General features: G+C 39.6%; 21 protein-coding genes. 18 read left to right on the top strand and 3 right to left on the bottom strand.

The annotated features are described in order from the left end of the window. The first annotated feature begins 92 nt into the window (after window positions 1-92). The gene (locus EM808_RS11055) at window positions 93-563 is read left to right on the top strand and encodes a hypothetical protein (protein WP_127738265.1); all 471 of its coding nucleotides are present in this window, start codon (window positions 93-95) and stop codon (window positions 561-563) included. Between the two features lie 138 nt (window positions 564-701). Here EM808_RS11055 and EM808_RS11050 read toward each other — a convergent pair whose 3' ends face one another. Beyond that, the gene (locus EM808_RS11050) at window positions 702-1,364 is read right to left on the bottom strand and encodes a methionine ABC transporter permease (RefSeq protein ID WP_205685844.1); all 663 of its coding nucleotides are present in this window, start codon (window positions 1,362-1,364) and stop codon (window positions 702-704) included. Beyond that, the gene (locus EM808_RS11045; RefSeq protein ID WP_127738264.1) at window positions 1,361-2,380 is read right to left on the bottom strand and encodes a methionine ABC transporter ATP-binding protein; all 1,020 of its coding nucleotides are present in this window, start codon (window positions 2,378-2,380) and stop codon (window positions 1,361-1,363) included. Before EM808_RS11045 ends, EM808_RS11050 begins: the two co-directional genes overlap by 4 nt. 376 nt (window positions 2,381-2,756) lie before the next feature. Here EM808_RS11045 and EM808_RS11040 point away from each other — a divergent pair, with 376 nt between their 5' ends. The 10 genes from EM808_RS11040 (at window position 2,757) to EM808_RS10995 (ending at window position 15,655) form a co-directional block, all read left to right on the top strand. Further along, window positions 2,757-4,286 (top strand): glycosyltransferase family 2 protein, encoded by a 1,530-nt coding sequence (locus tag EM808_RS11040; protein WP_127738263.1) that lies wholly within the window; start codon window positions 2,757-2,759, stop codon window positions 4,284-4,286. Between the two features lie 209 nt (window positions 4,287-4,495). After that, window positions 4,496-5,227 carry a ZIP family metal transporter gene (locus tag EM808_RS11035; protein WP_127738262.1) on the top strand — a complete coding sequence of 244 codons (732 nt, stop codon included), beginning with the start codon at window positions 4,496-4,498 and terminating at the stop codon, window positions 5,225-5,227. A gap of 77 nt (window positions 5,228-5,304) precedes the next feature. Further along, entirely contained in the window at window positions 5,305-6,156 is an 852-nt protein-coding gene (locus EM808_RS11030; RefSeq protein ID WP_127738261.1) for an NAD(P)-dependent oxidoreductase, read from the top strand. A gap of 148 nt (window positions 6,157-6,304) precedes the next feature. Further along, window positions 6,305-7,126 (top strand): MurR/RpiR family transcriptional regulator, encoded by an 822-nt coding sequence (locus EM808_RS11025; RefSeq protein WP_127738260.1) that lies wholly within the window; start codon window positions 6,305-6,307, stop codon window positions 7,124-7,126. 140 nt (window positions 7,127-7,266) lie between these two features. Then, entirely contained in the window at window positions 7,267-7,713 is a 447-nt protein-coding gene (locus EM808_RS11020; protein WP_127738259.1) for a VanZ family protein, read from the top strand. A gap of 225 nt (window positions 7,714-7,938) precedes the next feature. Further along, window positions 7,939-10,143 (top strand): GAP1-M domain-containing protein, encoded by a 2,205-nt coding sequence (locus EM808_RS11015; RefSeq protein ID WP_127738258.1) that lies wholly within the window; start codon window positions 7,939-7,941, stop codon window positions 10,141-10,143. A gap of 154 nt (window positions 10,144-10,297) precedes the next feature. Then, window positions 10,298-11,908, top strand: coding sequence for a gamma-glutamyltransferase family protein (locus EM808_RS11010; RefSeq protein WP_127738257.1), 1,611 nt, complete (start codon window positions 10,298-10,300; stop codon window positions 11,906-11,908). A 244-nt stretch (window positions 11,909-12,152) separates the two neighbouring features. Further along, entirely contained in the window at window positions 12,153-13,076 is a 924-nt protein-coding gene (locus tag EM808_RS11005; RefSeq protein WP_127738256.1) for an LCP family glycopolymer transferase, read from the top strand. 369 nt (window positions 13,077-13,445) lie between these two features. Next, window positions 13,446-14,879, top strand: coding sequence for an NAD-dependent succinate-semialdehyde dehydrogenase (locus tag EM808_RS11000; RefSeq protein ID WP_127738255.1), 1,434 nt, complete (start codon window positions 13,446-13,448; stop codon window positions 14,877-14,879). 161 nt (window positions 14,880-15,040) lie between these two features. Next, window positions 15,041-15,655: a cysteine hydrolase family protein gene (locus EM808_RS10995; RefSeq protein ID WP_235856595.1), complete on the top strand. Its 615-nt coding sequence runs from the start codon at window positions 15,041-15,043 to the stop codon at window positions 15,653-15,655. Window positions 15,656-15,734: 79 nt separating this feature from the next. Here the strand turns inward: EM808_RS10995 and EM808_RS10990 are convergent, their stop codons facing one another. Further along, complete coding sequence (locus EM808_RS10990; RefSeq protein WP_127738254.1) at window positions 15,735-17,435, bottom strand: HAMP domain-containing methyl-accepting chemotaxis protein; 1,701 nt, start codon at window positions 17,433-17,435, stop codon at window positions 15,735-15,737. Window positions 17,436-17,685: 250 nt separating this feature from the next. On the opposite strand from EM808_RS10990, the gene EM808_RS10985 reads away from it, so the two are divergent. The 7 genes from EM808_RS10985 to galU all read left to right on the top strand — a co-directional run bounded on the left by EM808_RS10985 (window position 17,686) and on the right by galU (window position 23,898). Continuing rightward, the gene (locus EM808_RS10985; RefSeq protein WP_127738253.1) at window positions 17,686-18,195 is read left to right on the top strand and encodes a cupin domain-containing protein; all 510 of its coding nucleotides are present in this window, start codon (window positions 17,686-17,688) and stop codon (window positions 18,193-18,195) included. Window positions 18,196-18,316: 121 nt separating this feature from the next. Continuing rightward, window positions 18,317-20,053 (top strand): phospho-sugar mutase, encoded by a 1,737-nt coding sequence (locus EM808_RS10980; RefSeq protein WP_127738252.1) that lies wholly within the window; start codon window positions 18,317-18,319, stop codon window positions 20,051-20,053. Between the two features lie 222 nt (window positions 20,054-20,275). Beyond that, window positions 20,276-20,620: a single-stranded DNA-binding protein gene (gene ssb / locus EM808_RS10975; RefSeq protein WP_127738251.1), complete on the top strand. Its 345-nt coding sequence runs from the start codon at window positions 20,276-20,278 to the stop codon at window positions 20,618-20,620. 31 nt (window positions 20,621-20,651) lie between these two features. Beyond that, complete coding sequence (locus EM808_RS28540) at window positions 20,652-20,816, top strand: hypothetical protein (RefSeq protein WP_164849626.1); 165 nt, start codon at window positions 20,652-20,654, stop codon at window positions 20,814-20,816. Between the two features lie 311 nt (window positions 20,817-21,127). Next, window positions 21,128-22,003 (top strand): ABC transporter permease subunit, encoded by an 876-nt coding sequence (locus EM808_RS10970; protein WP_127738358.1) that lies wholly within the window; start codon window positions 21,128-21,130, stop codon window positions 22,001-22,003. Further along, window positions 21,996-22,916 carry an ABC transporter permease gene (locus tag EM808_RS10965; protein ID WP_127738250.1) on the top strand — a complete coding sequence of 307 codons (921 nt, stop codon included), beginning with the start codon at window positions 21,996-21,998 and terminating at the stop codon, window positions 22,914-22,916. The genes EM808_RS10970 and EM808_RS10965 overlap by 8 nt, the downstream gene beginning before the upstream one ends. Window positions 22,917-22,989: 73 nt before the next feature. After that, the gene (gene galU / locus EM808_RS10960) at window positions 22,990-23,898 is read left to right on the top strand and encodes a UTP--glucose-1-phosphate uridylyltransferase GalU (protein WP_127738249.1); all 909 of its coding nucleotides are present in this window, start codon (window positions 22,990-22,992) and stop codon (window positions 23,896-23,898) included. Window positions 23,899-23,940: the final 42 nt, after the last annotated feature.

Here is a 23,940-nt window from a genome sequence, read left to right as displayed (position 1 = left end):
CGCTTTTAGTTATATTTATAATTCCTGATTTTTTGTCACCAATCTAGGCGGATTGCATACATTAAAGCATCAAAACCGAAAGGGGATTACGTATGTCTTATCCGTCTAATTATCCATATTATATTACGAATGACCAAAATCCATATCGAATAGGGGGAGGCTCATTTTTCCCGAATCCAGGCTCTCCAAGCGGTCCGCCGCCATTTCAACCAGGCGGCCCATCAGGTGGACCACCACCGTTTCAACCAGGAGGACCTTCCTTCCAGCCTGATTTTGGCGGAGGCTCAGGTGGAGATCAATATGGTCCGCCATCAGGCCCGCCACCGTCCTTTGTTCCACAGGCTCAGCAAATGCAAGGAGCACAAGCTTTTGCGATTGATCCTGGTGCCATGAGAAGATGCAGGTTCCGCTATACGTATGTTTGGCTGCGTAACGGCAGCTCCTTCTGGTTCTATCCAACCTTTATCGGCAGAACTTCTGTTGCAGGTTGGCGCTGGAGAAACAACCGCTGGGTTTACTACGGAACAGATGCAGACCGCATTGTGTCCTTCCAATGTACGTAAACATAAAATGAATGGTTAGTCGCGGCTTTCGTGGATTAGCAGTTTATTCTGCTCTTTTATGAAGGCCGTTTTCTATGATTAGGTATTTAAATAAAAAAACACCTCTTTTTGAAATGAAGAGGTGTTTCTTTGAAAAGTTTATCTTCTTCTAACTCTCCGGGCAAGATAAGTTCCTAATGACTGAATGACTTGAACAATAATAATAAGAACAATCACTGTTATTACCATAACAAAGGTATCAAATCGCTGGTAACCGTATGTTAGTGCAAGGCTGCCGATACCGCCGCCTCCAACTGTTCCTGCCATCGCTGTTGCTCCAAGGAGGCCGATTGCGGCTGTTGTTATGGAGAGGATAAGGGAACCGAATGCCTCTGGAAGCAGAAAGTACCAAATAACCTGGAAGGGAGTCGCTCCCATTGCTTCAGCTGCTTCAAGAATGCCAGGGTTTACCTCCAGGATGGAGTTCTCCACAAGTCTTGCAATGTATGGAGCGATATAAATAATCAGCGGTACAATGGCCGCTTCTGTCCCAATCGTTGTTTGCACAACAAATCTTGTGAATGGGATGATGGCAATCAGCAGGATGATAAATGGCAAGGAGCGGATTATGTTGATGATTGGATTAAGAATATTGTATAAAAGCTTGTTTTCCAAAACACCGCCCTTTCTTGTCACGACAAGAAGTATGCCAAGCGGACCGCCAATTAATGTGCCGATTAATAATGACCAGCCAACCATATAAAGAGTTTCAATGCTTGCTTGTATAAATAAGTCTGCAGTTATGTCTGTTTGAAATATCATGCAGATACCTCCTCAACTTGTATTCCTTGCTCCTTTAAATACAAACAGGCAAGTACAAGCTGTTCCTCTTTCCCGGTTAGGCTAATTGTCATCGTGCTAACAATATTTTCTTGAATTTCTACCATATTCGCAAACAGAATGGCAGGCTTCACCTCAAAACGATTAACAAGCTCATAAAGGAATGACTGTGTCATTTCACTTCCAAGAAACTCTAACCGAATAATCTTGCTTCCTGATGTATGGCTGAGTTTGCCTTTCATACTTAGTGGCAGCTCCTTTTGGACAATGGTTTTGACAAAGCTTCGTGTAGTCGGATGGGAGGGCTTCGAGAAAACCTGCAAAACATTCCCTTGCTCAATGATTTCTCCCTGTTCCATCACCGCAACCTTGTTGCAAATTTCCTGAATGACGGCCATTTCATGAGTAATAATCATAATCGTAATATTATACTCTTGATTGATTTTTTTCAGGAGCTGAAGAATGGACATCGTCGTTTGCGGGTCCAAGGCTGAGGTTGCTTCATCACATAATAAAACAGAAGGATTAGTCGCGAGTGCTCTTGCAATTCCGACACGTTGCTTTTGTCCGCCAGATAATTCACTTGGATACGCTTTTTCTTTATCTGCAAGACCGACAAATTCAAGCAGCTCTATGACACGCTTGCGGATATCTCCTTTTTTGCTTTTTTGCAAAATAAGGGGAATCGCAATATTATCAAACACGCTCTTCGATTCTAATAGATGGAAATGCTGAAATACCATGCCAATTTGCTTCTTCGCTGTCCGCAGCTGTTTATCTGTTAAAGATAAAAGGGAGTCTCCATTAACGATGACTTCTCCTGATGTTGGTCTTTCCAGAAGATTGACTAGACGGATAAGTGTGCTTTTTCCAGCACCGCTAAAGCCAATAACACCAAAAATATCTCCCTTTTCTACTTTTAAGCTAATATTTTTCAATGCCTGCACCTCGGCATCCTTTTTCTTAAAGGTTTTGTAAATGTTTTTTAACTCAATCATATGAAATCCTTTCATTTAACGGCATTTTATCCTGTGCTGCATTAATAATAATGAAATTGTGTTGGGAATACAATATTTAAGTGTAATAAGTATAGTAGATAAACACAGGTTCAAATTGTTCTATATAAAGAAAGTGTATAACTCGGTGCTATGGGAGTCATTGTAATAATTTTCAAGGCTTTTTTTGTCGATGTTTCATTTAAAATGAATTGACGGGAAAACATTTGGGTGTTAAGATGTTCTTAGTTAAGAACAAATGAATTGATGTTTGAAAAACAAACTGTTTCACCTATTTTTTTAATCATATTGTTCTATATAAAGAACAATAATATGGTAGGTATTCAATAAAACAACACGTAAGAGAGTTGGTGATTTTATGACATTGTTAGTGGAAAAAGAAGAGGGAAGAATGTCGATTTTTAGTATGCCTGGTGTAAAGAAGACATATATGAAGCCGCGTATTATCGCATTAATTCCTGCGCACAATGAGGAGAAATCGATTCGGGACTGCTTAGCTGGCTTAAACGACCAGCTGCTGCCAAAAGGTGTAGATCTTGATGTGTATGTCATTGCCGATAATTGCACAGACCGTACAGAGGAAAAGGCCATTCAAGCTGGAGAGGAATTCAACTTGAATTTAAAGGTAATAGTGACAGAGGGAAACAAGCTTCGTAAAGTAGGTGCGCTTAATTCTGGCTGGAAGCTATTATATGGAGATTTATTGGACATTTATAACACAGAGCTGACAGAATCACAAATCGTTTATAAACATAGTGTTAAAGCAGTGCTTGGAATGGATGCAGACAGCAGACTTGCTCCAAACTGTTTGAAGTATTTATGGGAAGGGCTGATGAGTGCCCGTAATATTGGCGGTGTTATGGCTAAGTATACGATGCGCATGCCAAAGAAAAAAAGCCAGCTCAGCAAAAGCGATGTATATTATGAAGAAAAAATTGCAAGCGGCGAATATGGCGGACCAATGTCAAGATGGTGGACACACCAGCAAAAGCAGGACATGGCAAGCTGGCTGCTTGACCTTCAATATCATGGCGGAAGCACTTATGTTCTTGGCGGCCAGGCAACCCTGTTCAGACCTGAAGCGTTACAAGAGGTTGTTAACAACAATAAGCTGGATGGACCGTGGCAGAATGATAGTGATGTGGAGGACATGCTGCTTACATGGCAGCTTCAGAAATCAGGCTGGAAGACGCTTGTAAGTCCTAAGGGAAGATGCTTTGTGGATGCAATGCGCTCTTACCATACTTTCCGAGAGCAACGAAATAAATGGAATTCAGGTACGGTTGAATTGCTGACAAATAAGGATTTGGATGTAAAGACAAGACATAAGGGGAAGATCTGGCGAAATCAGGTTAAGCTCTTTTCTGATTTGCTGATCCGTGTGATGTTCATCGTTTTACTTGCAGTTGCTCTTGCAACAGATCAGTATTATTGGTCATGGATTTGGCTGACACCAATTGCTCTCGCATCTGTTTTAAATATTATCTTAGCACTGAAAACACCGATGTATCGTCCGATTGACGTGATAATGGCAGGCTTGCTCATAAGTCCTGAAATGTATTTATGGGTAAACCTAATGACATTTGGTCAAGTCTGGCTTGGTAAGCTTTCTGCAAACAAGAAAGACGGATGGGCCAATCAATATGCTGCAGAATCAGGAAAAACACGAAGCAAACTCACACAAGGAATTTTACTTTGTTTATTGCTAGCAGCTGGAGGAGCATATCTGTGCTACAATTACCGGGATTTCCTTACAAGTGCTACCGTGCAAGGTGCAATCGAGCCATACTTGATGGGAGGCTGGGTCGTTCTGACTTATTTAACTATCATTAAGTCACTCATGATGGTTTATCAAATTTGGACACTTCGTGGCAGACACACAGCTTGATTTATAGAAAACTAGAAATAAAGGCTTTAAAAGTTGCAGGTTTAAGCCGAACAGAGAAATGCTATAACATAATATAGAGAATAGATAGAGTGCAGCAAGCTTAGCTGTGCTTTTTTTTTGAATTCCCCCCACACTAGAACTACCTCTGGTTTCAATAGAACAAAAAAAGAGAAAGATACAAAAGAAGAACAGAATAAGGAGGGATTCGCATGTGGTCTGCGGCGATGTGGGGAGGTATTTCCGGTTCGGCTGTTTTACTTGGTGCGTTGGCTGCGCTTCTGCTGCCGATTAAAAAGAGAATCATTGGTTTCATTATGGCTTTTGGTACAGGGGTGTTGATTGGTGCATCTACATATGAGCTGCTTGGTGATGCAGTTGAAAGCGGAGGCTTACTGCCGACAGGCTTAGGATTTTTAGCAGGGGCGGTCGTCTTTTTTGGGTTGGACCTGCTAGTGTCCCGCAAAGGTGCGAAGGACAGGAAAAGGTCGACAGGTGACAAAGAAGGCAATCAATCAGGTATAGCGATTTTTATTGGAACAGTCATGGATGCGATTCCTGAGTCGATTATGATTGGCGCAAGCCTAATCGGTCAAAATAGTGTGAGTGCGTTACTAGTAATAGCTATTTTTATAAGTAATATTCCAGAAGGACTTTCAAGTACAACTGGTCTATTGAAAAGCAATTATTCAAAAAAGAAAATTCTTGTGTTGTGGATTAGTGTTCTCGTAATCTCAACAGCGTCTTCCTTCTGTGGTTATGTATTTCTTGATCGTGCATCAGAGGAATTAATGGCTGCAATCGGTGCATTTGCTGGTGGAGGTATTATTGCCATGGTTGGATCGACAATGATGCCAGAGGCGTATGAGGAAGGTGGGTCAATAACAGGTTTGATTACAGCATTGGGTCTGCTGACATCTCTTATTCTTGATTATATGTCCTAAGAGGGTACAAAACTTGTCTGCACTATTTGGTATGGTAAAATGAAAGAAAAATTATCCATAAGGATGGTGCTTTAGTAATGAAGTTAGGTTGGGTCGGTTTAGGAAATATGGGAGTACCAATCTCTATGAACCTGTTAAAGGCAGGTTATAGTGTGACAGTATTCAACAGGACTGCATCAAAAACTACTGAGCTAGTTGCTGCTGGCGCTGTACAAGCAAAATCGCTGGAAGAGCTTATTCAAGAAAATGATGTAATCTTTACAATGGTTTCGGATGATGAAGCAGTTAAGGATTTATACTTTTCGAATAAGCTTTTAGAAATAGCTAAGCCTGGACAAATATTTATTGATATGAGCACAGTTTCACCAGCTACCTCAAAGGAGATATATACGGCAGCGAAGGATAAAGGAATCGGCTTTATAGATGCTCCTGTTTCAGGTAGTGTTGCTCCTGCAAAGGAAGGCAAGCTGCTTGTTTTGGCTGGTGGCGAAGAAGAAACATACAACAAGGTAAAGAAACTGTTTGAGCCAATAGGCAAAATGTCGATTTACTTAGGTGAAAGCGGATCTGGCAGCAACGCCAAGCTTGCGATCAACCTGCTTCTTGGCATTACTGTGCAAGGCATTGCAGAATCAGTTCTGTTCGCAGAGCAGCAAGGTATTAAATTAGCGGACATGCTGACTATAATTAACGAAAGTGCAGTTGGAACTGCCATTTCCAAAATGAAGACACCAGCAATCCTCGAGGACGAGTATCCAGCTGCCTTTGCCTTAAAGCATATGGCTAAGGACTTACGTCTTGCCAAGGAAACAGGAGAACTAAATGCAATCGGAAATTCTGCCCATCATACATATCAGGAGGCTCTGGCAAATCAGCTTGGAGACCTTGATGTAATGGCAGTAATTAAAGAGCTTCGCAGTAAATCGTAAGTGAAACGAGCTGTTCCTTTATTGGAGCAGTTTTTTGTTGTTGTCTATTAAAAGGCTTGCAATTTCCTCCTTGAAAAATCAAAATAAAACTAGGAAGGATGGCAGGGGTTCCATTAAAGATAGATACTAATAAGCAAGTGGTGATTAAATGAAAGATATTATATTTAGGCTATTAGATTTTATTAATAACCATAAGACGAGGGACACGAATTATACCATCGCATTGGCATTGCTGCGGGACGTTTATAAAATTCCAGATATGAATATAAGTGCATTAGCAGACTCCTGTTTTACATCCCCTGCTGCTGTTACGAGGTTTTGCCGAAGAATAGGTTATAAAAACTTTCAGGAGTTTAAGGATTATGCCAAAATAAGCGTGATGGATGCCGCACCAGCTTTCCAGCCTGGTCAAAAAAAAGAGAATTCAGAGCAGATTGGGGAATTGCTGCAAAAGGTTCTTTATGAAAAAATTGTCGGCTGGCTTAAGGCGTCAGAAAATGTTATTGATGTGCAGAAAGTACAAGAAATCATGGAGTGTATCCATCGTGCAAATAAGGTATCCTTTTATGGGACACAGCTATCACAGGCAATTGCACAGGATTTTCAATTCAGGCTTGTCAGATTAGGAAAATTTGTAAGCGCTTATTCGGATGTGCAAGAACAAAAGGCAGATATGGCCGATTTGGATGAATATTCTGTTGCGGTAGTTGTAAGTCCATCAGGGCGATTTATTGCAGGGAATGAGGAGCTAATGAGGCAGCTACTAGAAAGTAGGGCGAAAGTCATCCTTATTACACATAATAGGGATGCGAACCTTTTAAATAAAGCAAACATTGTTTATTATTTAAATGGCGACAGCCATGATAAAACAGGGTTTTCCTCAGAAAGATTTTCGTTAATGTATTTTTTTGATTTTGCTATCGCTTACTATCAAGAGCTTTTTTATAATAAAGAAACAAATGGAAACTAAGAATATACTAGCTGGGAAAGTGAGAGTCGTGTCTAATAAAAGGGCAAGCTCTCTTTTTTTCGTTAATTTTATGGAAATTTTGGAAAATGTGATATGATAAGCAAAACTCTTTTTAAGGGTCTTGGATATTGATGAAGTAGGTGGTCAAAATAAACGAAAAGAAAAGGCTAAATGGCATGCTGCTTGTTTCCGTATGTTTTATCTTTTACATGACGATGTTTCCAAACCGCTATTTAGGGATTGGAATTGAAGAAGGCGGTCATAATTTTATCCCTTTTTTGATGATAAAGGAAATGTTTGTGGATAGATCTTTTTTTACTTTTGTGGTCAATAATATTGGCAATATCGCTTTGTTTATGCCATTAGGTTTTTTCCTGCCGATGGCTATCCCGAAATTTAGACATGTCATCCTTACTACTGTAGCAGGCTGCTGCATATCAGCAGTAATTGAATCAATCCAATGGTTCATGAAATACCGGTGGAGTGATGTGGATGATATTATTCTAAATACGATTGGTGCACTTGCTGGCTTCGGAATTTATAGGGCAGTTTTAAAGGCAAAAGGTCATATTTCTATCTCGTTGTAGGCAGGCTCCATTATATGGACCTGCCTTTTTAGTGCGATATATAATTGCTCTGCAAACTTTCTTGCAAAACATTCTATTATACTAGTGATATTCCGTTTACGATAGTACTAATATAGTGTAATATTTGCATTATATGACAAATAAAAAACTAATTTGATAGAGAAGAACTAACATTGCACAATAAAGTAAAATTCAGCATGATTATACAAAAGGGAGGGGCGCTATGTGAGCAATAGCTTGATCCAGCAGTATATGTATAAAAAGGTCAAAAAAGGCTTGTTACTTGAGGGGGAAGGATCTGATGCAGCTTTTGGCACCCCGAATCTTGATGAACAATTTATCCAAACGAATCTTCAGCCTCTTTTAAGTGATGAGTTGAAGAAGGAAGACGATCCTCCATCCTTCCATTTGCTCCAGCCTGAAACAGGCGAGCTTGTCATTGGACAAGCCCAGTTACTGCTTTCAGAGAGGTCAGTTTTTACCCATCAGTATATTATTCCGACCGAGCGTAAGGAAGAGTGGTTAAGAAGTCCAGAAAAGATCTTCCAAACGCAGTTCGTAAGCAATTATGACGAAGGCAGAGAAATAGCTTTAGAAGAATTATCGGATATTCCACGTGAAAAAGCAGAAAATATATTCAGGAAAAAGCAGGAGTTGTTCTATAGCCTGAAAATAGATGAAAGCATCTTTAAAAAGCTGTTATATGCTTGTTTAGCAGCGGCAGAAAGCGCTAAAACCGTATATATATCGCTAGACATACCGCTTACAGAGCAAAATAGGCATGCAGTAGCATTATTAGAATTGCTGTACATACATTTGCCTTATGCTGCAAGAGAGGTTTTTGGCGCTGTTTCGTTCCAGAAAGCGGCAGCAAAACAAAAAAATGTTCACCTTATGTTTGTGGAGCAAGGCAGCATCCGGTTAAGAAATCATGTATTCGAAAATCAATTTGTTTTTGATTTTACAACGAAAAGAATAAGTGGTGTGGATATGGAAGGACAGAAACATGAATACCTCGATTTTGCATATGATGCCCTGCAGACAGCTTCTAAAATGGATGATTTTTTTCTTTTTGCAGAAAGGGCGCTTAAAGGGCTGAAGCTAAATGATCAGTTGAACATCAGCTATTATGACCGCTTATGTGCCATCTATCTGCTCGACGTGATGGATTATGATGGGTATGAACGGGATAAGCTTGGGATTTTACAGCTTTTATTAGCACTGCTCCAAAAAAACCATAAAGAAAAATCGGAAATAATCGAGATAGCGGGAAAGATCCTGCAACGTGAAAAGCTTCAAAAGGATGGAATGATTACGAAAGAGTATATGAAGGCAGTGTTTGATATCCATCAAATTACTGGTCTCGTTGAAGCAGTGGAGTTTACCGTACGAACATTGGCTTATTATCATGAGGAGCCATTGTGCAAGGAGCTTTGGTCCATGTTAGATAAATATCCACGCTTATATAAGCATGTTCTTACATTTATGGATGATATAAAGGGCTCCTATCAAGAAGTAATCTCCCTTCATTTAGACGATAAGCTCAGCCAGCGTCAATCATTGGAAGCTTATCTTTCTAATATGGCAAATCTTTTGCATGCCCATGTATTCTTTATTGATGACAAGGAATTCGTTAAGCGTGTGAAAAAACGGCTGCTAATTGAAGTGAAAATAAGCAGCAGACCTTTTGCAATCGCAGAAAAATTCTTTGATTTTTTATGGCAAAATAGCATTCATCCTGCATTTGTGAGGGCTGTAATGCCAGATATAAAACTCGAGCTTTTAAAGCTTGCTCAATTAGAGCGGCTGCAGCTAGAGGATGTCCGTATCTTTGGTGAGCTGTTTCTGTCTGCACATGCCATGGAGGATAGTGCTCTTTACAAAAAAGGTGTGGAGGGTGAGATATTTGGACTTCTACATGCTCTCCATGCTGCATTTTTTGAAAAAATAGATCATGTAGAGAGCTTAACAGAGCTTGTAGACAGCTACTTGCTGGAAGATACGAAACAAGCTGGCAAAAACATGATAAAAGAAGGTGGACTTTTCCAGCCATTTGAAAGGCTTGTCCTGTTCTTCCAAAGTAGTGAAGGACGCAGAATAGAGCATGATAAGCTTTTTGCCTTTCTTGCCATTTATAGCTCTGAAACACAGATGCTTGAGTATATCATGTGGTCTTACAAAAAATATGGAATGCAAGATGGCAATTACGTCCGTGCTTTAAAGGGATATTTGGTTGGGGACCGTAATTCGATTTGGAAGAATAAAGACTATCAGCGTAAATTAAAGGCAATCAGATCTCAATCATTCAAGAAACTTTTAAAGGAAGTGAAGCGAAAAAGGTCAGGTAAATTTTCACTTTTATTCGGCAAGTATGGTTTCTTTTTTGTTTTGCTTGTCTTGCTTGCAGCAGGAGGGTTTTTGTTTATTTAAAGCAGTAGTTTTGATGTGCAAACATCAAGACTGCGGCTTTTTTTTATTTTGTCATGTAGAAGTGGTGAATCTTATGTTAAAATAATAGAAAATTATAAATTTTCTTTACAAGACGGGACAACTAAGGCCCAATACATACATAACAGGAGGCACTATGCTAAATCACGATCCGCTTTATAATCCATACCCTTCAAAACGAAATACAATATATGCGAAAAAAGGGATGGTAGCTACATCCCAGCCCCTTGCAGCCCAAGCTGGAATTGATATTTTGAAGAAAGGCGGCAATGCAGTGGACGCCGCTATCGCAACAGCAGCAGCTTTAACCGTTGTTGAACCAACATCCAATGGAATTGGCGGAGATGCCTTTGCAATAATTTGGATCAACAATAAGCTGCATGGCTTAAATGCAAGTGGCCCTGCTCCAAATGCTATTTCAATAGATGCTGTGAAAAATGCTGGCCATAAGGAGATTCCTAAGTATGGTCTGACTCCGGTTACTGTGCCTGGCGCACCTGCCGCATGGGTAGAACTATCGAAGAAATTCGGAAAGCTGCCGTTATCAGAGGTCCTTCAGCCTGCCATTCAATATGCGGAGGAAGGATATCCTGTTTCTGCGACATTAGGACACTTCTGGGAGAAAGCCTATCAAGCATTTTCAAAATCTTGTACAGATGATGTGTATCAAAATTGGTTTGAAACATTTGCGCCAGATGGAAAGCCGCCGAAAATCGGAGAGATCTGGAAGTCTGAGTACCACGGCAAAACACTTCGTGCCATCGCAGAGACAAATGGCGAAGCGTTTTATAAAGGGGAAATTGCCGATAAGATTGACGCGTTTTCTAAGAAATATGGCGGCTACATAAGGAAGGAAGATTTGGAGTCCTATTCACCTGAATGGGTCAACCCGATTTCTGTGCACTACAAAGGCTACGATGTTTGGGAGATACCGCCTAATGGTCAAGGCTTAATTGCATTGATGGCATTAAATACGCTGAAAGATGATAAGCTTACAGCAAAGGAAATACCTGAAACATATCATCTGCAAATTGAGGCGATGAAGCTTGCGTTCACAGATGGACTTAAATATATTACGGAAGAAGACAAAATGAGCGTGAGAACCGCTGATCTTCTATCTGACGAATATGCTAAAGCAAGACGGGGACTTATTGGTGAAACAGCGATTGAGCCAGAGCCAGGCAATCCTCCTAAGGGCGGAACAGTCTATCTAGCGGCAGCGGACGAAGACGGTAATATGGTTTCCTTTATCCAAAGCAACTACATGGGATTCGGTTCAGGAGTTGTTGTACCTGAAACAGGAATAGCCCTGCAAAACAGAGGACATGGCTTCAGTCTTGATCCAGACCATGATAATGCCCTTGTGCCTGGTAAAAAAACATATCATACAATTATTCCTGGCTTCATCACAAAAGACAATGAAGCAGTCGGACCGTTTGGAGTAATGGGCGGCTTTATGCAGCCACAAGGACATTTACAGGTAGCAATGAACTTGATTGATTTTTCTCTAAATCCGCAATCAGCATTAGATGCGCCGCGTTGGCAATGGGTCGAGAAAAAGGTCGTGCAGATTGAACCATCCTTCCCAGAGCATATTGCACATGCATTGGCACGAAAAGGCCACGATGTGCAATGGGCACTTGACTCTGGATCATTCGGCAGAGGGCAAATTATTGTTCGTAATAAAAACGGCGTTCTTGCAGGCGGCACAGAGTCGAGAACAGATGGCTGTGTAGCAACTTGGTAATGGAATAAAAATACTAGCCTCAATCGAATTAGTTCGGTTGAGGTTTTTTCACATTGGGTCAAAGAACATGGGCAACATAAAGATTTCTTTGTGTATAATGAAGGCCATTATTTGCAAATACTTTATATAAACAGGAAATTGCCTGTTGATTAGCGTATTTTGGAGAAAATTGTCTTTTTTTCATTTATTTTTAATGTTTATTTGCTATGATGGTAAATATTTTGACGAGAAAGAGAGAAATAATATGAAGAAAAAAATCCTGATAACAATTGGCTCTATTATTGCCGTGCTTGTACTGGGAATTGGCGGATATGCGGCCTATCTTTATCATTATGTGCAAAAGACCGCAGATAAGATGTATGAACCAGTGGCGGAAGAGGATCAATCTGCGGCAAAACAGCGGGAAGAAAACCTCTCTAACAAAAAGCCTATATCGATTTTATTATTGGGTGTGGATGAACGAGAAGGGGATGTAGGCCGTTCTGACACGCTAATGGTAATGACAGTCAACCCGAAAACGGAAAAGATGCAAATCGTTAGCATTCCAAGGGACACGAAAACAGAAATTATCGGAGAAGGTAAAACGACAAAAATCAATGCAGCTTACGCCTATGGCGGTGTGAAGATGGCTCTTGATACAGTCGAGAACTTCACAAATATTGATATTAACTATTATGCACAAGTAAATATGGAAGCATTAAGCGACCTTGTAGATGCAGTAGGCGGAATTACTGTGAACAACGAACTTGACTGGATTGATGAGGGCTATTATAAAAAAGGCTATCATTATGAGGAAGGGAACATCCAGCTAGATGGTCCGAAAGCACTTGGTTATGTTCGTATGCGTCATCTTGATCCAAATGGTGATTTTGGTCGAAATGAGCGTCAGCGTAAAGTATTGACAGCAATTATTGATAAAGCAGCAAGTATTTCCTCTGTGTCTAAATTTGATGATATTTTAAATGTACTTGGCAGTAATGTTAAAACAAACATGACTTTTGATGAAATGATGGATATTCAAAAGAACTATCGTGGTGCAAGAAATAATATCGAACAGTATGAGGTCACTGGAACAGGTGATACTTCAACAGGCACCTATTACTTAGTCGTTTCAGATGAAGAAAAACAAAAAGTACATGATATGCTTGCAGATAATTTAGAACAGTAAAGGAGCGGGAAACCGCTTCTTTTTGTTATATTTAGAGTATTTAGCGCACGATTGTTGTAATTTTTGGTAGTGTGAGCATCTCCAAGGGGTGCTCCTCAGACAATCTGTTAAAATGGAACAGAACTTAATTAATCAAACAATTAAATAGACATTTAACAGGTGAGGCAGAGGGCTTTAATGCCTGCATTCTTAGCTCCTTGATGAGGGTAATTCCTAATTTGAAGGCGGTAAAGCAATAGAGGAGATGTAATTATGACCCTATTTGCAATAACGAAGGATTTTAGAAAAAGGAGCTGGATAAGGCGATTATAGCTCTCAATTCAAGTAAATCTTGAAGCTTGCCTGATAAGCTAAAAGGAGGATTTCATCATGTTATATATAAATGGAGAATGGGTTGAGGCAAATAGCGGTGAGACGTATCCTGTCCTAAACCCTGCAACAGGGGAGCTTATTAAGGAAACAGCAAAAGGCGGAAAAAGCGACGCGGAAGCAGCAATAGTTGCTGCAAAGGAGGCATTGTCTGCCTGGTCGAAGCTAACTGCAAAGGACAGATATTTATATATAAAGAAAGCAGCAGATATCTTACGCTCTCGTGTTGAATCATTGTCGAGAACGATTACGATGGAAATGGGGAAACCGTTAGCTGAAAGTGCTGGTGAAGTACAGCTTGCTGCAGAATATCTGGATTGGTATGCAGAAGAAGGAAAACGTATATATGGTGATACCGTTCCAGCTAGTTCACCTACGAAAAGAATTCTTGTCTTAAGACAGCCAATCGGCGTAGTTGGCGCGATTACACCTTGGAATTTTCCGATTGCCATGATTGCAAGAAAAATAGCCCCGGCACTTGCAGCAGGCTGTACGGTCGTGATTAAGCCAGCAGAGTCAACACCCTTGACTGCTATTGAAGTGTTAAAGGCATTTCATGATGCTGGATTGCCAAAGGGTGTGTTGAATCTTGTTCATGGTATGCCACAGGAAATTGGTGACGCTATGATGGAAAGCCCGGATGTTCGTAAAATTACATTCACAGGCTCCACAAAGGTTGGGAAAGAGCTTGCAAAGCGAGCGGCAGATACAATGAAAAAAATCTCCATGGAACTTGGTGGACATGCTCCATTCCTTATTTTTGAAGATGCGGATCTTGAAAAAGCGGCAGATGGAGTGATAGCAAGTAAATTCCGAAATGCAGGTCAAACTTGTGTTTGTACAAACCGTGTATATGTACAAAAGAACATTAGTGAGCAATTTGCAGACATCCTGACAGAAAAGATGTCAAAGCTTGTTGTTGGAAATGGTTTAGATACAGGCATTACAATTGGTCCGCTAATTAATGAAAATGCTGTAAAGAAGACGGTAGAACATGTCGAGGATTCCATTCAAAAAGGAGCAAAGCTGCTAGTAGGCGGTAAAAAGCCTGAAGGTGAACAATTCAAAAACGGCTACTTCTATGAACCGACTATCCTTGCACATGCAACACATGACATGAAAATAGCAACAGAGGAGACGTTTGGTCCTGTTGCGCCTCTTTTTGATTTTGAAACAGAAGAGGAAGCAGTAGCACTTGCTAACAATACTGTATATGGGCTTGCTGCTTATTTCTATACGAACGATGTTTCCCGGATTTTCCGAGTTTCTGAAGGCTTAGAGTACGGCATTATCGGCATCAATGATCCTCTGCCAACAGTTGCACAAGCTCCATTTGGAGGCGTAAAGGAATCTGGAGTTGGCCGTGAAGGCGGAAAATATGGGATTGAGGATTATTTAGAATATAAATACTTGTCACTTGAGTTAAATATATAAATTTTTAAGCTGGTTAAAAGACAATCGCAGCTTCCTTTGAAGAAGGCGATTGTCTTTAATTAGCTTATTTTTGTTTTGTGACTTACGGGGATACAGATTTGCCTTTAACAAATACTAAAAAGGAGCATTGCTCAAAATCTTGTAACGAAAGGATGAATAGGATGGGTGTAGAATGGAATCCAGCTCGAAGTGCGCTTGTGATTGTGGATGTGCAAAATGATTATTGTCATAAAGACGGCAGTATAGCCAAGCAAGGATTGGATGTTTCAATGGCTGAACAAATGCTGCCAAATTTAAAACAAATGATACGTACATGCAAGGAAAACAACGTGCCGGTTATCTACATTCAGACAATTCATGAAGACAGCACCGATTCAAAAACCTGGGTGAAAAGATTAAAGAACAAAAGCCAAAAGGATCTTTGCCGAAAGAATACATGGGGATCTGAATTTTTTCACTTGGCTCCAGAGGATGAGGATGTCATCGTTATAAAGCATCGTTACAGTGCCTTTATCAATACAAGATTTGACAGTGTTTTGCGTGCAATGGAGATTGATACATTGCTCATGGCAGGTGTAAGTACAAATATATGTGTGGAATCGACTGCACGGGATGGATTTATGCTCGACTATGATATTCTGTTATTGTCTGACTGCACAGGCGCTTTTACTCGTGAAGAGTATGACATGTCTTTAAAGACAATTGATAAGTTCTTCGGGAGTGTAACAAGCTCAGCAGAAATCATGGAAAGCTTGAAGCGGGAAGTTCAGGTTTAACCGCCTATCCTTTCTGGTGACAGCTAAGAAACAAGAAATAACCCACAAGGCAATTGCTTTGTGGGTTACCTTACATAAATTAGATTCTAAAACGTTTTACAACTGTCATCAGCTCTTCAGCCATGCCAGCCAATACTTGTGCGGAAGCCTTAATCTCCTCCATAGAAGCCAATTGTTCTTCGGTCGATGAAGCAACCTCTTCTGTATTACTGCCGTTAACCTTTGATAAGGAAGCAATCTCATCAGCAGATGCTGAAACACCCTGCACATATGAAGCAATTTGCTGGATTGTTGCAGTAACCTCTTTAATCTTTGGTGTAACAGATTGTGTGCTGTTCAGAATTTCTCCAAATGTATCAGCCGTTTCTGTTGAAATTTTGACACCATTCTCTGCTTGTGATTTTGCTTCGTTTAACAAATTCACTGATTCGGCTGTATCTTTTTGAATACCGCTCAATAGTCTGGAGATATCCTTTGCAGAAACTTGGGACTGCTCTGCAAGCTTACGCACTTCGTCTGCAACAACTGCAAAGCCTTTGCCATTTTCGCCTGCTCGTGCAGCCTCTATGGCAGCATTCAAGGCAAGGAGGTTCGTCTGTTCGGCGATATTGCTAATAATATCAATGATAGACCCAATTTCCTTCGATCTTTCTGATAGTGATGCAATGACAGTGTTGGAACGATTAACGGAATTAGAGATAGACTCCATTTGTGCCAAGCTGCTGCTAATAGAATTAGAGCCTTTTTCAGCATTATCTGAAGCAGTTTTAGAAAGCTCGGAAACAGCCTCCGTATCCTTTTCAATTTTCAGGATTCCATCAAGAATATTAAATAAGGAGCTTGAGTTATCATCTGTTTTCGACATAGTAATCTCTGTTCCGCTGGCAATCTGCTGTATAGAAGAAGTAATATTTTCTGCGGCCCGTGCAGATTGGTCTGCACTTGCATTTAGCTGTTCTGCAGAGGAAGCAACATGGTCTGCATTGCTTGCGATTTTCGTTATCATGTCTTTCAAGCTGTCTTGCATTTGTGTAAATGATTCATTTAAATGATATATTTCATCTTTATTTTTAAGCTGCATTGGCTCAGTATTTAAATCACCATCTGCAACCTTTTGCATTTTAGTTTTAAGCTTGCTGATTGGCCTTACAATAAACAGCGATTGGATAACACCAGCAGCAATGGCTATAACAGTTGCTGCAATACTGATAATAAGAATGAACAATGTACGATGCTGTGAATCTTCTTGAGCTGCCATCATTTTTGGTTCTAAAATTTCATTATTAAGCCATGTTATTAAGGAGGTTGTTCTATCTGTCAGGTTGTTCGAAATCGGTTCAAGTGCATCAAGTCCGTCGGCAACAGCAGCTGCCTTGTTTGTGGACGAGCTAGAAAGACTGTTCATGCTGGAATTAGCCTTCTGGAAGTAATCAGCGTTTAGCTCCTCGATTTGATTCAATCTATCCTTAGTTTCTTTAAGTGTTGCAAGCTTTTTACCCTGCTCAACAAGGTTCTTAATATTGCTGTTTGCACCGTTAAGCTGACTTTTTAACTCGGGAGTTTCATAAAGCATAAACCCTCTGTAGCTGGCTACCTGTGTTGCAGTATTTGTTTTGATTTGTTCGCTGATTGAACGTAGCTCTTCAACAGTGTTTATAAGATAAACAAAGGATTCCTCCGTTTTCTTGGAGCTAGTGTAAGAGTAATAGGAAGCAATGCTGAAGATGAGCGAAACGATGATAAAGCTTCCGATAAGTTTTTGTCTAATGCTTATATTCATAACCTGTCCTTCTCCTTTAAAATATGAAATCTGGGAAATGATAACAATCTGACCATCTTTAATTCAATTGGAAATAGACCGTTAGACACTTGTTTCATTTCTTTATTGTTCCTTCTATATCGGCAGAATTTCTGGAATTTTAAGCCTTTTTTTAATCAGAAAAAACAAAATATACAGAAGTATATTATTGAAGGAATTTTTTTTTGATAGAAAGGGTATAGAAGAGCTATAGAGGGGGAGTGGGCTAAAAATGGCAAGAGATGTTACATTGTATTATTTTGAACCAAGTGGCTTTATTCCTAATAATCCAACATTCCCTGTTCTTCACTATAAGCAGGTGTTCAAACATAATGAGCACAATATCGGCAAGATATTTCGCTCTCATAATTGGCGGAACAGCTGGGTGGATGGGATTTTTTCCTATCATCACTATCATAGTGATTCACATGAGGCGCTTGGTATTATGAAGGGATCTGCATTGTTGCAGCTTGGCGGCGAACATGGCAGCAAAGTGATTCTTAACGCTGGCGATGTGTTGGTAATCCCAGCAGGAACAGGGCATAAGAAGCTGTCTGGCACACCAGATTTGCAGGTGCTTGGAGCATATCCAAATGGACAGCATTATAATACAAAAAGGGATACAGAGGAAGATTTTCTTCATTCAACGGAAGAAATTATAAATGCCCCATTTCCTCTTAAGGATCCTGTATTTGGTGCGCGTGGTCCATTAACAGAAATTTGGAAAAGAAATCAGGAGTAAATACCTAATTAATAAAAGGGAAAACAGTTGTTTATACCCCTGATTTCCCTTTACATAAATACATAATTTAGGTAATGTTAAGGTAGGCAAAAATATTATTCAAAGGTGGGAATCTGGCTATATGGTGTATCAAGATATAGTAGAAAAATGGGCTAGCTTTCAAGATTTAGAGACAAACTTAAAAGCACAATTACAAGAATTGCAAAAATCTGAAAAACAGCTCGAGGATAGCTTTTACAAGCATCTAGAATTTGGCACTGGCGGTATGCGCGGTGAACTTGGACCGGGAATTAACCGTATGAACATTTATACAGTGCGCAAGGCTGCCCAAGGATTGGGGAAATACATACAAGAACAAGGCAAAGAGGCAATGGAGCGCGGTGTAGCAGTTGCTTATGACTCTCGCCACCAATCACCAGAATTTGCTTTGGAAGTTGCAAAAGTAGTGGGCAAGCTTGGTATCAAATCTTATGTATTCGAAGAGCTTCGTCCAACCCCTGAGTTATCATATGCAGTGCGTCACCTCAATACATTTGCTGGTGTTGTTATCACTGCAAGCCATAATCCGCCTGAATATAATGGCTTTAAAGCATATGGAGAAGACGGGGGACAACTGCCTCCAGAAGCTGCAGATGTTATTATTAAATATGTGAACGCAGTAGAAAATGAGCTTACGATTGAAGTGCTTGAAGAAAAAGAGCTACTAGATCAAGGTTTATTGACATATATAGGTGCAGACGTTGATGCAGCGTATGTGGAGCAATTGAAGACAATTCAGCTTAATAAGCTTCCAGAAGCTGAGGACTTGAAAATCGTCTTTACTCCATTACACGGTACGGCTAACAAACCAGTGCGTGCAGGACTGCAAGCATTTGGTTTCGGCAATGTAACAGTTGTTAAGGAGCAAGAGCTGCCAGATGCTAACTTCTCAACAGTAAAGTCACCAAACCCGGAAGAGCATGCTGCATTTGAGATTGCCATCCGTTACGGAAAAGAAATTGATGCAGATATCCTTTTAGGAACAGATCCAGATGCAGACCGTCTTGGTGTTGCAGTGAAGGACTTGAATGGTGAGTATACGGTTCTTACTGGTAACCAATTAGGAGCATTGATGCTGGAATACTTGCTTTCTGAGAAAAAAGCAAAAGGTATCCTTCCTGAAAATGGTATTGTTATTAAAACAATCGTAACATCTGAAATCGGCAGAACGATTGCAGAAGCTTACGGTATTCCGACACTTGACACATTGACTGGCTTTAAATTCATTGGAGAAAAAATCAAAGAATTTGAACAGACAAACCAGCATACTTTCCTATTCGGTTATGAGGAGAGCTATGGTTACTTGATCGGTGACTTTGTACGTGATAAAGATGCAGTCCAATCTGCTATTTTCGCGGCTGAGGTTGCAGCTTACTATAAAGCAAAAGGCATGACAATGTTTGAAGGCTTACTTGAAGTATTTGGTAAGTACGGCTTCTATCAAGAAGGACTTGAATCGTTAACACTTAAAGGTAAAGATGGTGCGGAACAAATTTCCTACATCATGGATACCTTCCGTCAAGATCCTATATCTGAAGTGAAAGGATTGCAAGTAGTTGCAATCGAAGATTATCAGACAAGCAAAAGAACAGAAAGCGTGAAGGAAATATTAATCGACCTTCCGAAATCTAATGTTATCAAGTACTATTTGGAAGATGGTTCTTGGTTCTGCTTACGTCCATCAGGAACAGAGCCAAAAGCTAAATTCTATTTCAGTGTTACTAGCCCATCACTTGAAGAGAGCCAAGCGAAATTAGCTGAGCTGAAGGCTGGCGTGATGGATAAAGTACAAGCGGTTATCGCATCATACGAGCAATAAGAAGAAGCGGATAAAGCCCACAGGCTTTATCCGCTTTTTTTGTGAAAAAAATAGAATGTTGATAGCTGAAATTTGCCTGTCATTACCCTTTCAAATTTAAAAAATCTATAAAAGAAACATGAGTTTCCAATTAGCTAACTTTTGCGTTTTTGATGATTGACGATTTTTCAATTAGCTCCTTATTTAGTATGATAAGCTTGCTAGGAAGAAAGGGGTGATCCATTGGTAAATCAAGTGACATTAGTTGGAAGATTGACTCGTGATCCAGAATTAAAGCTGACTCAAGCAGGTACTTCTGTCACTAATATTACGCTTGCAGTTAAGCGGAGCTACAGAAATCAAGCAGGTGAGTATGAAGCAGATTTTATTTCATGCATCTTCTGGAACAAGGCAGCAGAACATATTGCACATTATTGTCATAAAGGTTTGTTAATTGCCATTATCGGCAGTATCCAGACAAGGAATTATGAAAATCAAGAAGGGAAAAGAATTTATGTAACGGAAGTCGCTGCTGAATACTTTCGGTTTTTAGAGCCGAAAAGAGAAGAACAGCTCATTACCATTTAAATTTACTAAGATTAAAGTAGGAGGTGGCAAAATGAAGACCAGTAGTGACAACATGTCTGATTTGCTTTCAGCGCTAATATCGATGCAAGCAAAAAACATTAAGCAAATGGAACAGCAAAATGTTCGTATTCGGCAATTAGAATTTGTAATTCAAGAAGAATTCTCCAAAACTCAACGCTCCGTGCCAACACTCTAAATTAACTCTTTCCCAATTTAAGAAAAACAAACTATTTCCTCGTTTCAAAAATCTACGGAAAACATAGTCACTTTCTAGAAAGAATCAATCCAATTCCCCATATTCTCCTCACACTTAAAGCGTCCTGCAAGACGCTTTTTCTATTATATAAATATAATGCTATTTTTAGATTCGTGCTTTTATTCCCAATTGTTAAAATCTTTAATTGATATGGTGGAGAGTTATATGGTAGATTAGTATGGCTGGTATTTAGTAGAGCGAATTATATATGTAAATAGTATTTTATTTTGACAGGAGGGTTTCTTTTGAGGATGCTTAAGGGTCCTTTCATCCATTTGCTCAGCTTCTTCTTCTTGCTTTGCTTGGCTGCGTGTCCTCTTGTTTTGTCTAGTGCAGAGGATGGAAATATTTTATTTAATTTCTTAGGTATGTTTGCCATTATAAAAACATTTATTACTGGGCTTTTTACAGGAGACGCTTATTATTTTATTCAGGGAGATCGGACTGTATTTATATTTTCGGTGATAGGAGATAGTTTTGCTTCATCCTTTTATTACTTAATTATGGCAGGTATAGTTGTGCTCAGCCTAACCTTTCTGTTTGGAATTTGGTTTTGGAAGTTGAACGAGCGGTTTTTTGGTAAGATAATCAGCTTATTGGGGATATTGCCCGATTTTATTTTGATCCTGCTGCTGCAGCTTCTTGTTACGGTAGTATATAAAAGCTTTGGAATTAAGCTTGCGAAGGTTGCTTCCTTTGATTCTGATAATATGGCAGTATTGCTGCCAGTTATCACATTAATAATAATTCCACTATTGTATGCAGTAAAAGCACTAAATGAAAAAACAAAGGATGTGCTGACACAGGATTATATCCTGACAGCGATTGCGAAGGGAATTAAGAAAAAGGACATTTATCTTTATCATGTAACTACAAATGTTACTCCATATTTAAAAGCAGATATGCATAAAGTGCTAGCAATCATGATCAGCAACCTGTTCATTGTGGAATATTTATTTAATTTGAACGGTATTACCGCTCTTTTCTTTCAGACACAAGCTTATTTTGGGTATCAATATAATTTGGTCATTTTCTGTCTGGTTGCATTATTCCTTCTATATGGAGCAGTCTTTTTCTTATTGTACATGCTGATTATTCTGATAGAAAGGATTTCGAAATATGATTAAGTGGAATATACAGCTTGTTTCAGGAATTATTTTATTAGCCTTTTTTGTACTGATAGGACTTTTTGGTTCATACATTGCGCCATATCCTCCAGATTATAAGGTCAAGGTTGGCTATATGGAGACAGATAATGGAACAGAATTTGTCGCACCGCCATTAGCGCCATCTAAGGAATTCCCGTTAGGAACAGACAAATGGGGAAAGGATATTCTCTCCCTTATTCTGCATGGTGCGAAATATACTGTATTTACAGTTTTAATCGTTGCAGCAGTCCGGCTACTAGCAGGAGGAATTGCTGGTGTCTTCGGCGGCTTGGCAGCAAGCGGCAAAAAAAGAGGGAAGCAAGGGCGGATTACATTATTGACAAGCATACCACCGGTTATTCTTATCTACTTTATTATGCTTGGAATTAATATTAATCCAAGCCTGTCATCCTTTGCGCTTATTTTTATTCAAGGAGTGCTGATGGCCGCACTGGGTGTGCCTGGTGTATATAATGTTGTTTATTCTAAAACGGCGGAAATAAAAGAAAATCTATATATTATGGCCTCCGTAACCCTTGGCGGGAACAAAAGTCATCTTTTGAAAAAGCATATTTGGCCGATTCTTAAAGGTGATTTTATTATTTTGTATTTAAATGAAACGATACAAGTGCTTCATTTAATGGGGCAATTGGCGATATTTAACTTGTTTTTCGGAGGAACGGAATTCCAGCCAGACTTCTCTATCTATCTGTCTATGACAAATGAATGGTCTGGATTAATTGGACAGTCACGCTCATTCCTGTCTTATTCTCAATGGATTCTTATCTATCCTCTTATAGCCTTTATTCTGTTTTTACTTTCTTTTTATCTTATTTCGCAAGGCTTAAGTCAACAAAGCAGAAAAAGCCATCGGAAAAATACTTATATTTAATAGTGCTGGTGATAGTTTATCCTGACGGAAACAAGGGAAATAGACTCCTATAATCATTAGGAGGGAATACACCATGAAAAAAGTTAGGAAGGCTATCATACCAGCAGCAGGACTTGGAACTAGATTTCTGCCTGCAACAAAAGCAATGCCAAAGGAAATGCTGCCAATCGTTGATAAGCCAACAATTCAGTACATAGTTGAAGAAGCAGTCGCTTCCGGAATTGAGGACATTATTATTGTTACTGGAAAGGGAAAAAGATCGATTGAGGATCATTTTGACAGTGCCAATGATTTGGAATGGAATCTTGAAGCGAAGGGTAAGGAGGATTTGCTGAATAAAGTCCGATTTGCCTCCAATTTAGCTGACATTCATTATATTCGCCAAAAGGAGCCCAAAGGACTAGGACATGCTGTTTGGTGTGCAAGAAACTTCATCGGTGATGAGCCATTTGCTGTACTGCTTGGAGATGATATTGTCCAAAGTGGTATCCCATGCTTAAAACAGCTCATTAATGAATTCGAGGAAACACAATCATCCATTATTGGTGTTCAGCAAGTTCCAAAAGAGGTTACAGACAGGTACGGTATTGTTGATCCTGGAGAAAATAAGGGCAGAAGATATCAAGTGAAAAACTTTGTGGAAAAACCTGAAAAAGGAACAGCACCCTCCAATTTAGCTATTCTTGGCAGATATATATTAACACCGGAAATTTTTATGTTCTTGGAAAAACAACAGACAGGTGCGGGCGGTGAAATTCAATTAACAGATGCCATTCAGCAGCTGAACCAAATTCAACGTGTGTTTGCATATGATTTTGAGGGTGATCGTTATGATGTCGGAGAAAAGCTTGGATTTGTAAAAACGACAATTGACTTTGCATTGCAAAATGAGGAAATAAAAGATGAAGTGTATAAGTTTCTGCATGATAGAATTTCGAAGATGAAGGATGAAAAAAGAATAGATGTGGAGCAGTATGGATAAAAAGCACAGAAACGTTTTACAGGGCAAACATTTCAATTCTGA

Origin of the sequence: Niallia taxi (assembly GCF_004005475.1) — a bacterium.
GTDB lineage: Bacteria > Bacillota > Bacilli > Bacillales > Cytobacillaceae > Niallia > Niallia taxi.
This window is presented reverse-complemented; position numbering and strand designations above follow the sequence as displayed.

What these genes read in the sequence shown, in the direction of transcription:
- EM808_RS11055 (WP_127738265.1), top strand. Translation starts at nt 93, where the DNA reads ATGTCTTATCCGTCTAATTATCCATATTATATTACGAATGACCAAAAT.
- EM808_RS11050 (WP_205685844.1), bottom strand. Translation starts at nt 1,364, where the DNA reads ATGATATTTCAAACAGACATAACTGCAGACTTATTTATACAAGCAAGC.
- EM808_RS11045 (WP_127738264.1), bottom strand. Translation starts at nt 2,380, where the DNA reads ATGATTGAGTTAAAAAACATTTACAAAACCTTTAAGAAAAAGGATGCC.
- EM808_RS11040 (WP_127738263.1), top strand. Translation starts at nt 2,757, where the DNA reads ATGACATTGTTAGTGGAAAAAGAAGAGGGAAGAATGTCGATTTTTAGT.
- EM808_RS11035 (WP_127738262.1), top strand. Translation starts at nt 4,496, where the DNA reads ATGTGGTCTGCGGCGATGTGGGGAGGTATTTCCGGTTCGGCTGTTTTA.
- EM808_RS11030 (WP_127738261.1), top strand. Translation starts at nt 5,305, where the DNA reads ATGAAGTTAGGTTGGGTCGGTTTAGGAAATATGGGAGTACCAATCTCT.
- EM808_RS11025 (WP_127738260.1), top strand. Translation starts at nt 6,305, where the DNA reads ATGAAAGATATTATATTTAGGCTATTAGATTTTATTAATAACCATAAG.
- EM808_RS11010 (WP_127738257.1), top strand. Translation starts at nt 10,298, where the DNA reads ATGCTAAATCACGATCCGCTTTATAATCCATACCCTTCAAAACGAAAT.
- EM808_RS11005 (WP_127738256.1), top strand. Translation starts at nt 12,153, where the DNA reads ATGAAGAAAAAAATCCTGATAACAATTGGCTCTATTATTGCCGTGCTT.
- EM808_RS11000 (WP_127738255.1), top strand. Translation starts at nt 13,446, where the DNA reads ATGTTATATATAAATGGAGAATGGGTTGAGGCAAATAGCGGTGAGACG.
- EM808_RS10995 (WP_235856595.1), top strand. Translation starts at nt 15,041, where the DNA reads ATGGGTGTAGAATGGAATCCAGCTCGAAGTGCGCTTGTGATTGTGGAT.
- EM808_RS10990 (WP_127738254.1), bottom strand. Translation starts at nt 17,435, where the DNA reads ATGAATATAAGCATTAGACAAAAACTTATCGGAAGCTTTATCATCGTT.
- EM808_RS10985 (WP_127738253.1), top strand. Translation starts at nt 17,686, where the DNA reads ATGGCAAGAGATGTTACATTGTATTATTTTGAACCAAGTGGCTTTATT.
- EM808_RS10980 (WP_127738252.1), top strand. Translation starts at nt 18,317, where the DNA reads ATGGTGTATCAAGATATAGTAGAAAAATGGGCTAGCTTTCAAGATTTA.
- EM808_RS28540 (WP_164849626.1), top strand. Translation starts at nt 20,652, where the DNA reads ATGAAGACCAGTAGTGACAACATGTCTGATTTGCTTTCAGCGCTAATA.
- EM808_RS10970 (WP_127738358.1), top strand. Translation starts at nt 21,128, where the DNA reads ATGCTTAAGGGTCCTTTCATCCATTTGCTCAGCTTCTTCTTCTTGCTT.
- EM808_RS10965 (WP_127738250.1), top strand. Translation starts at nt 21,996, where the DNA reads ATGATTAAGTGGAATATACAGCTTGTTTCAGGAATTATTTTATTAGCC.
- galU (WP_127738249.1), top strand. Translation starts at nt 22,990, where the DNA reads ATGAAAAAAGTTAGGAAGGCTATCATACCAGCAGCAGGACTTGGAACT.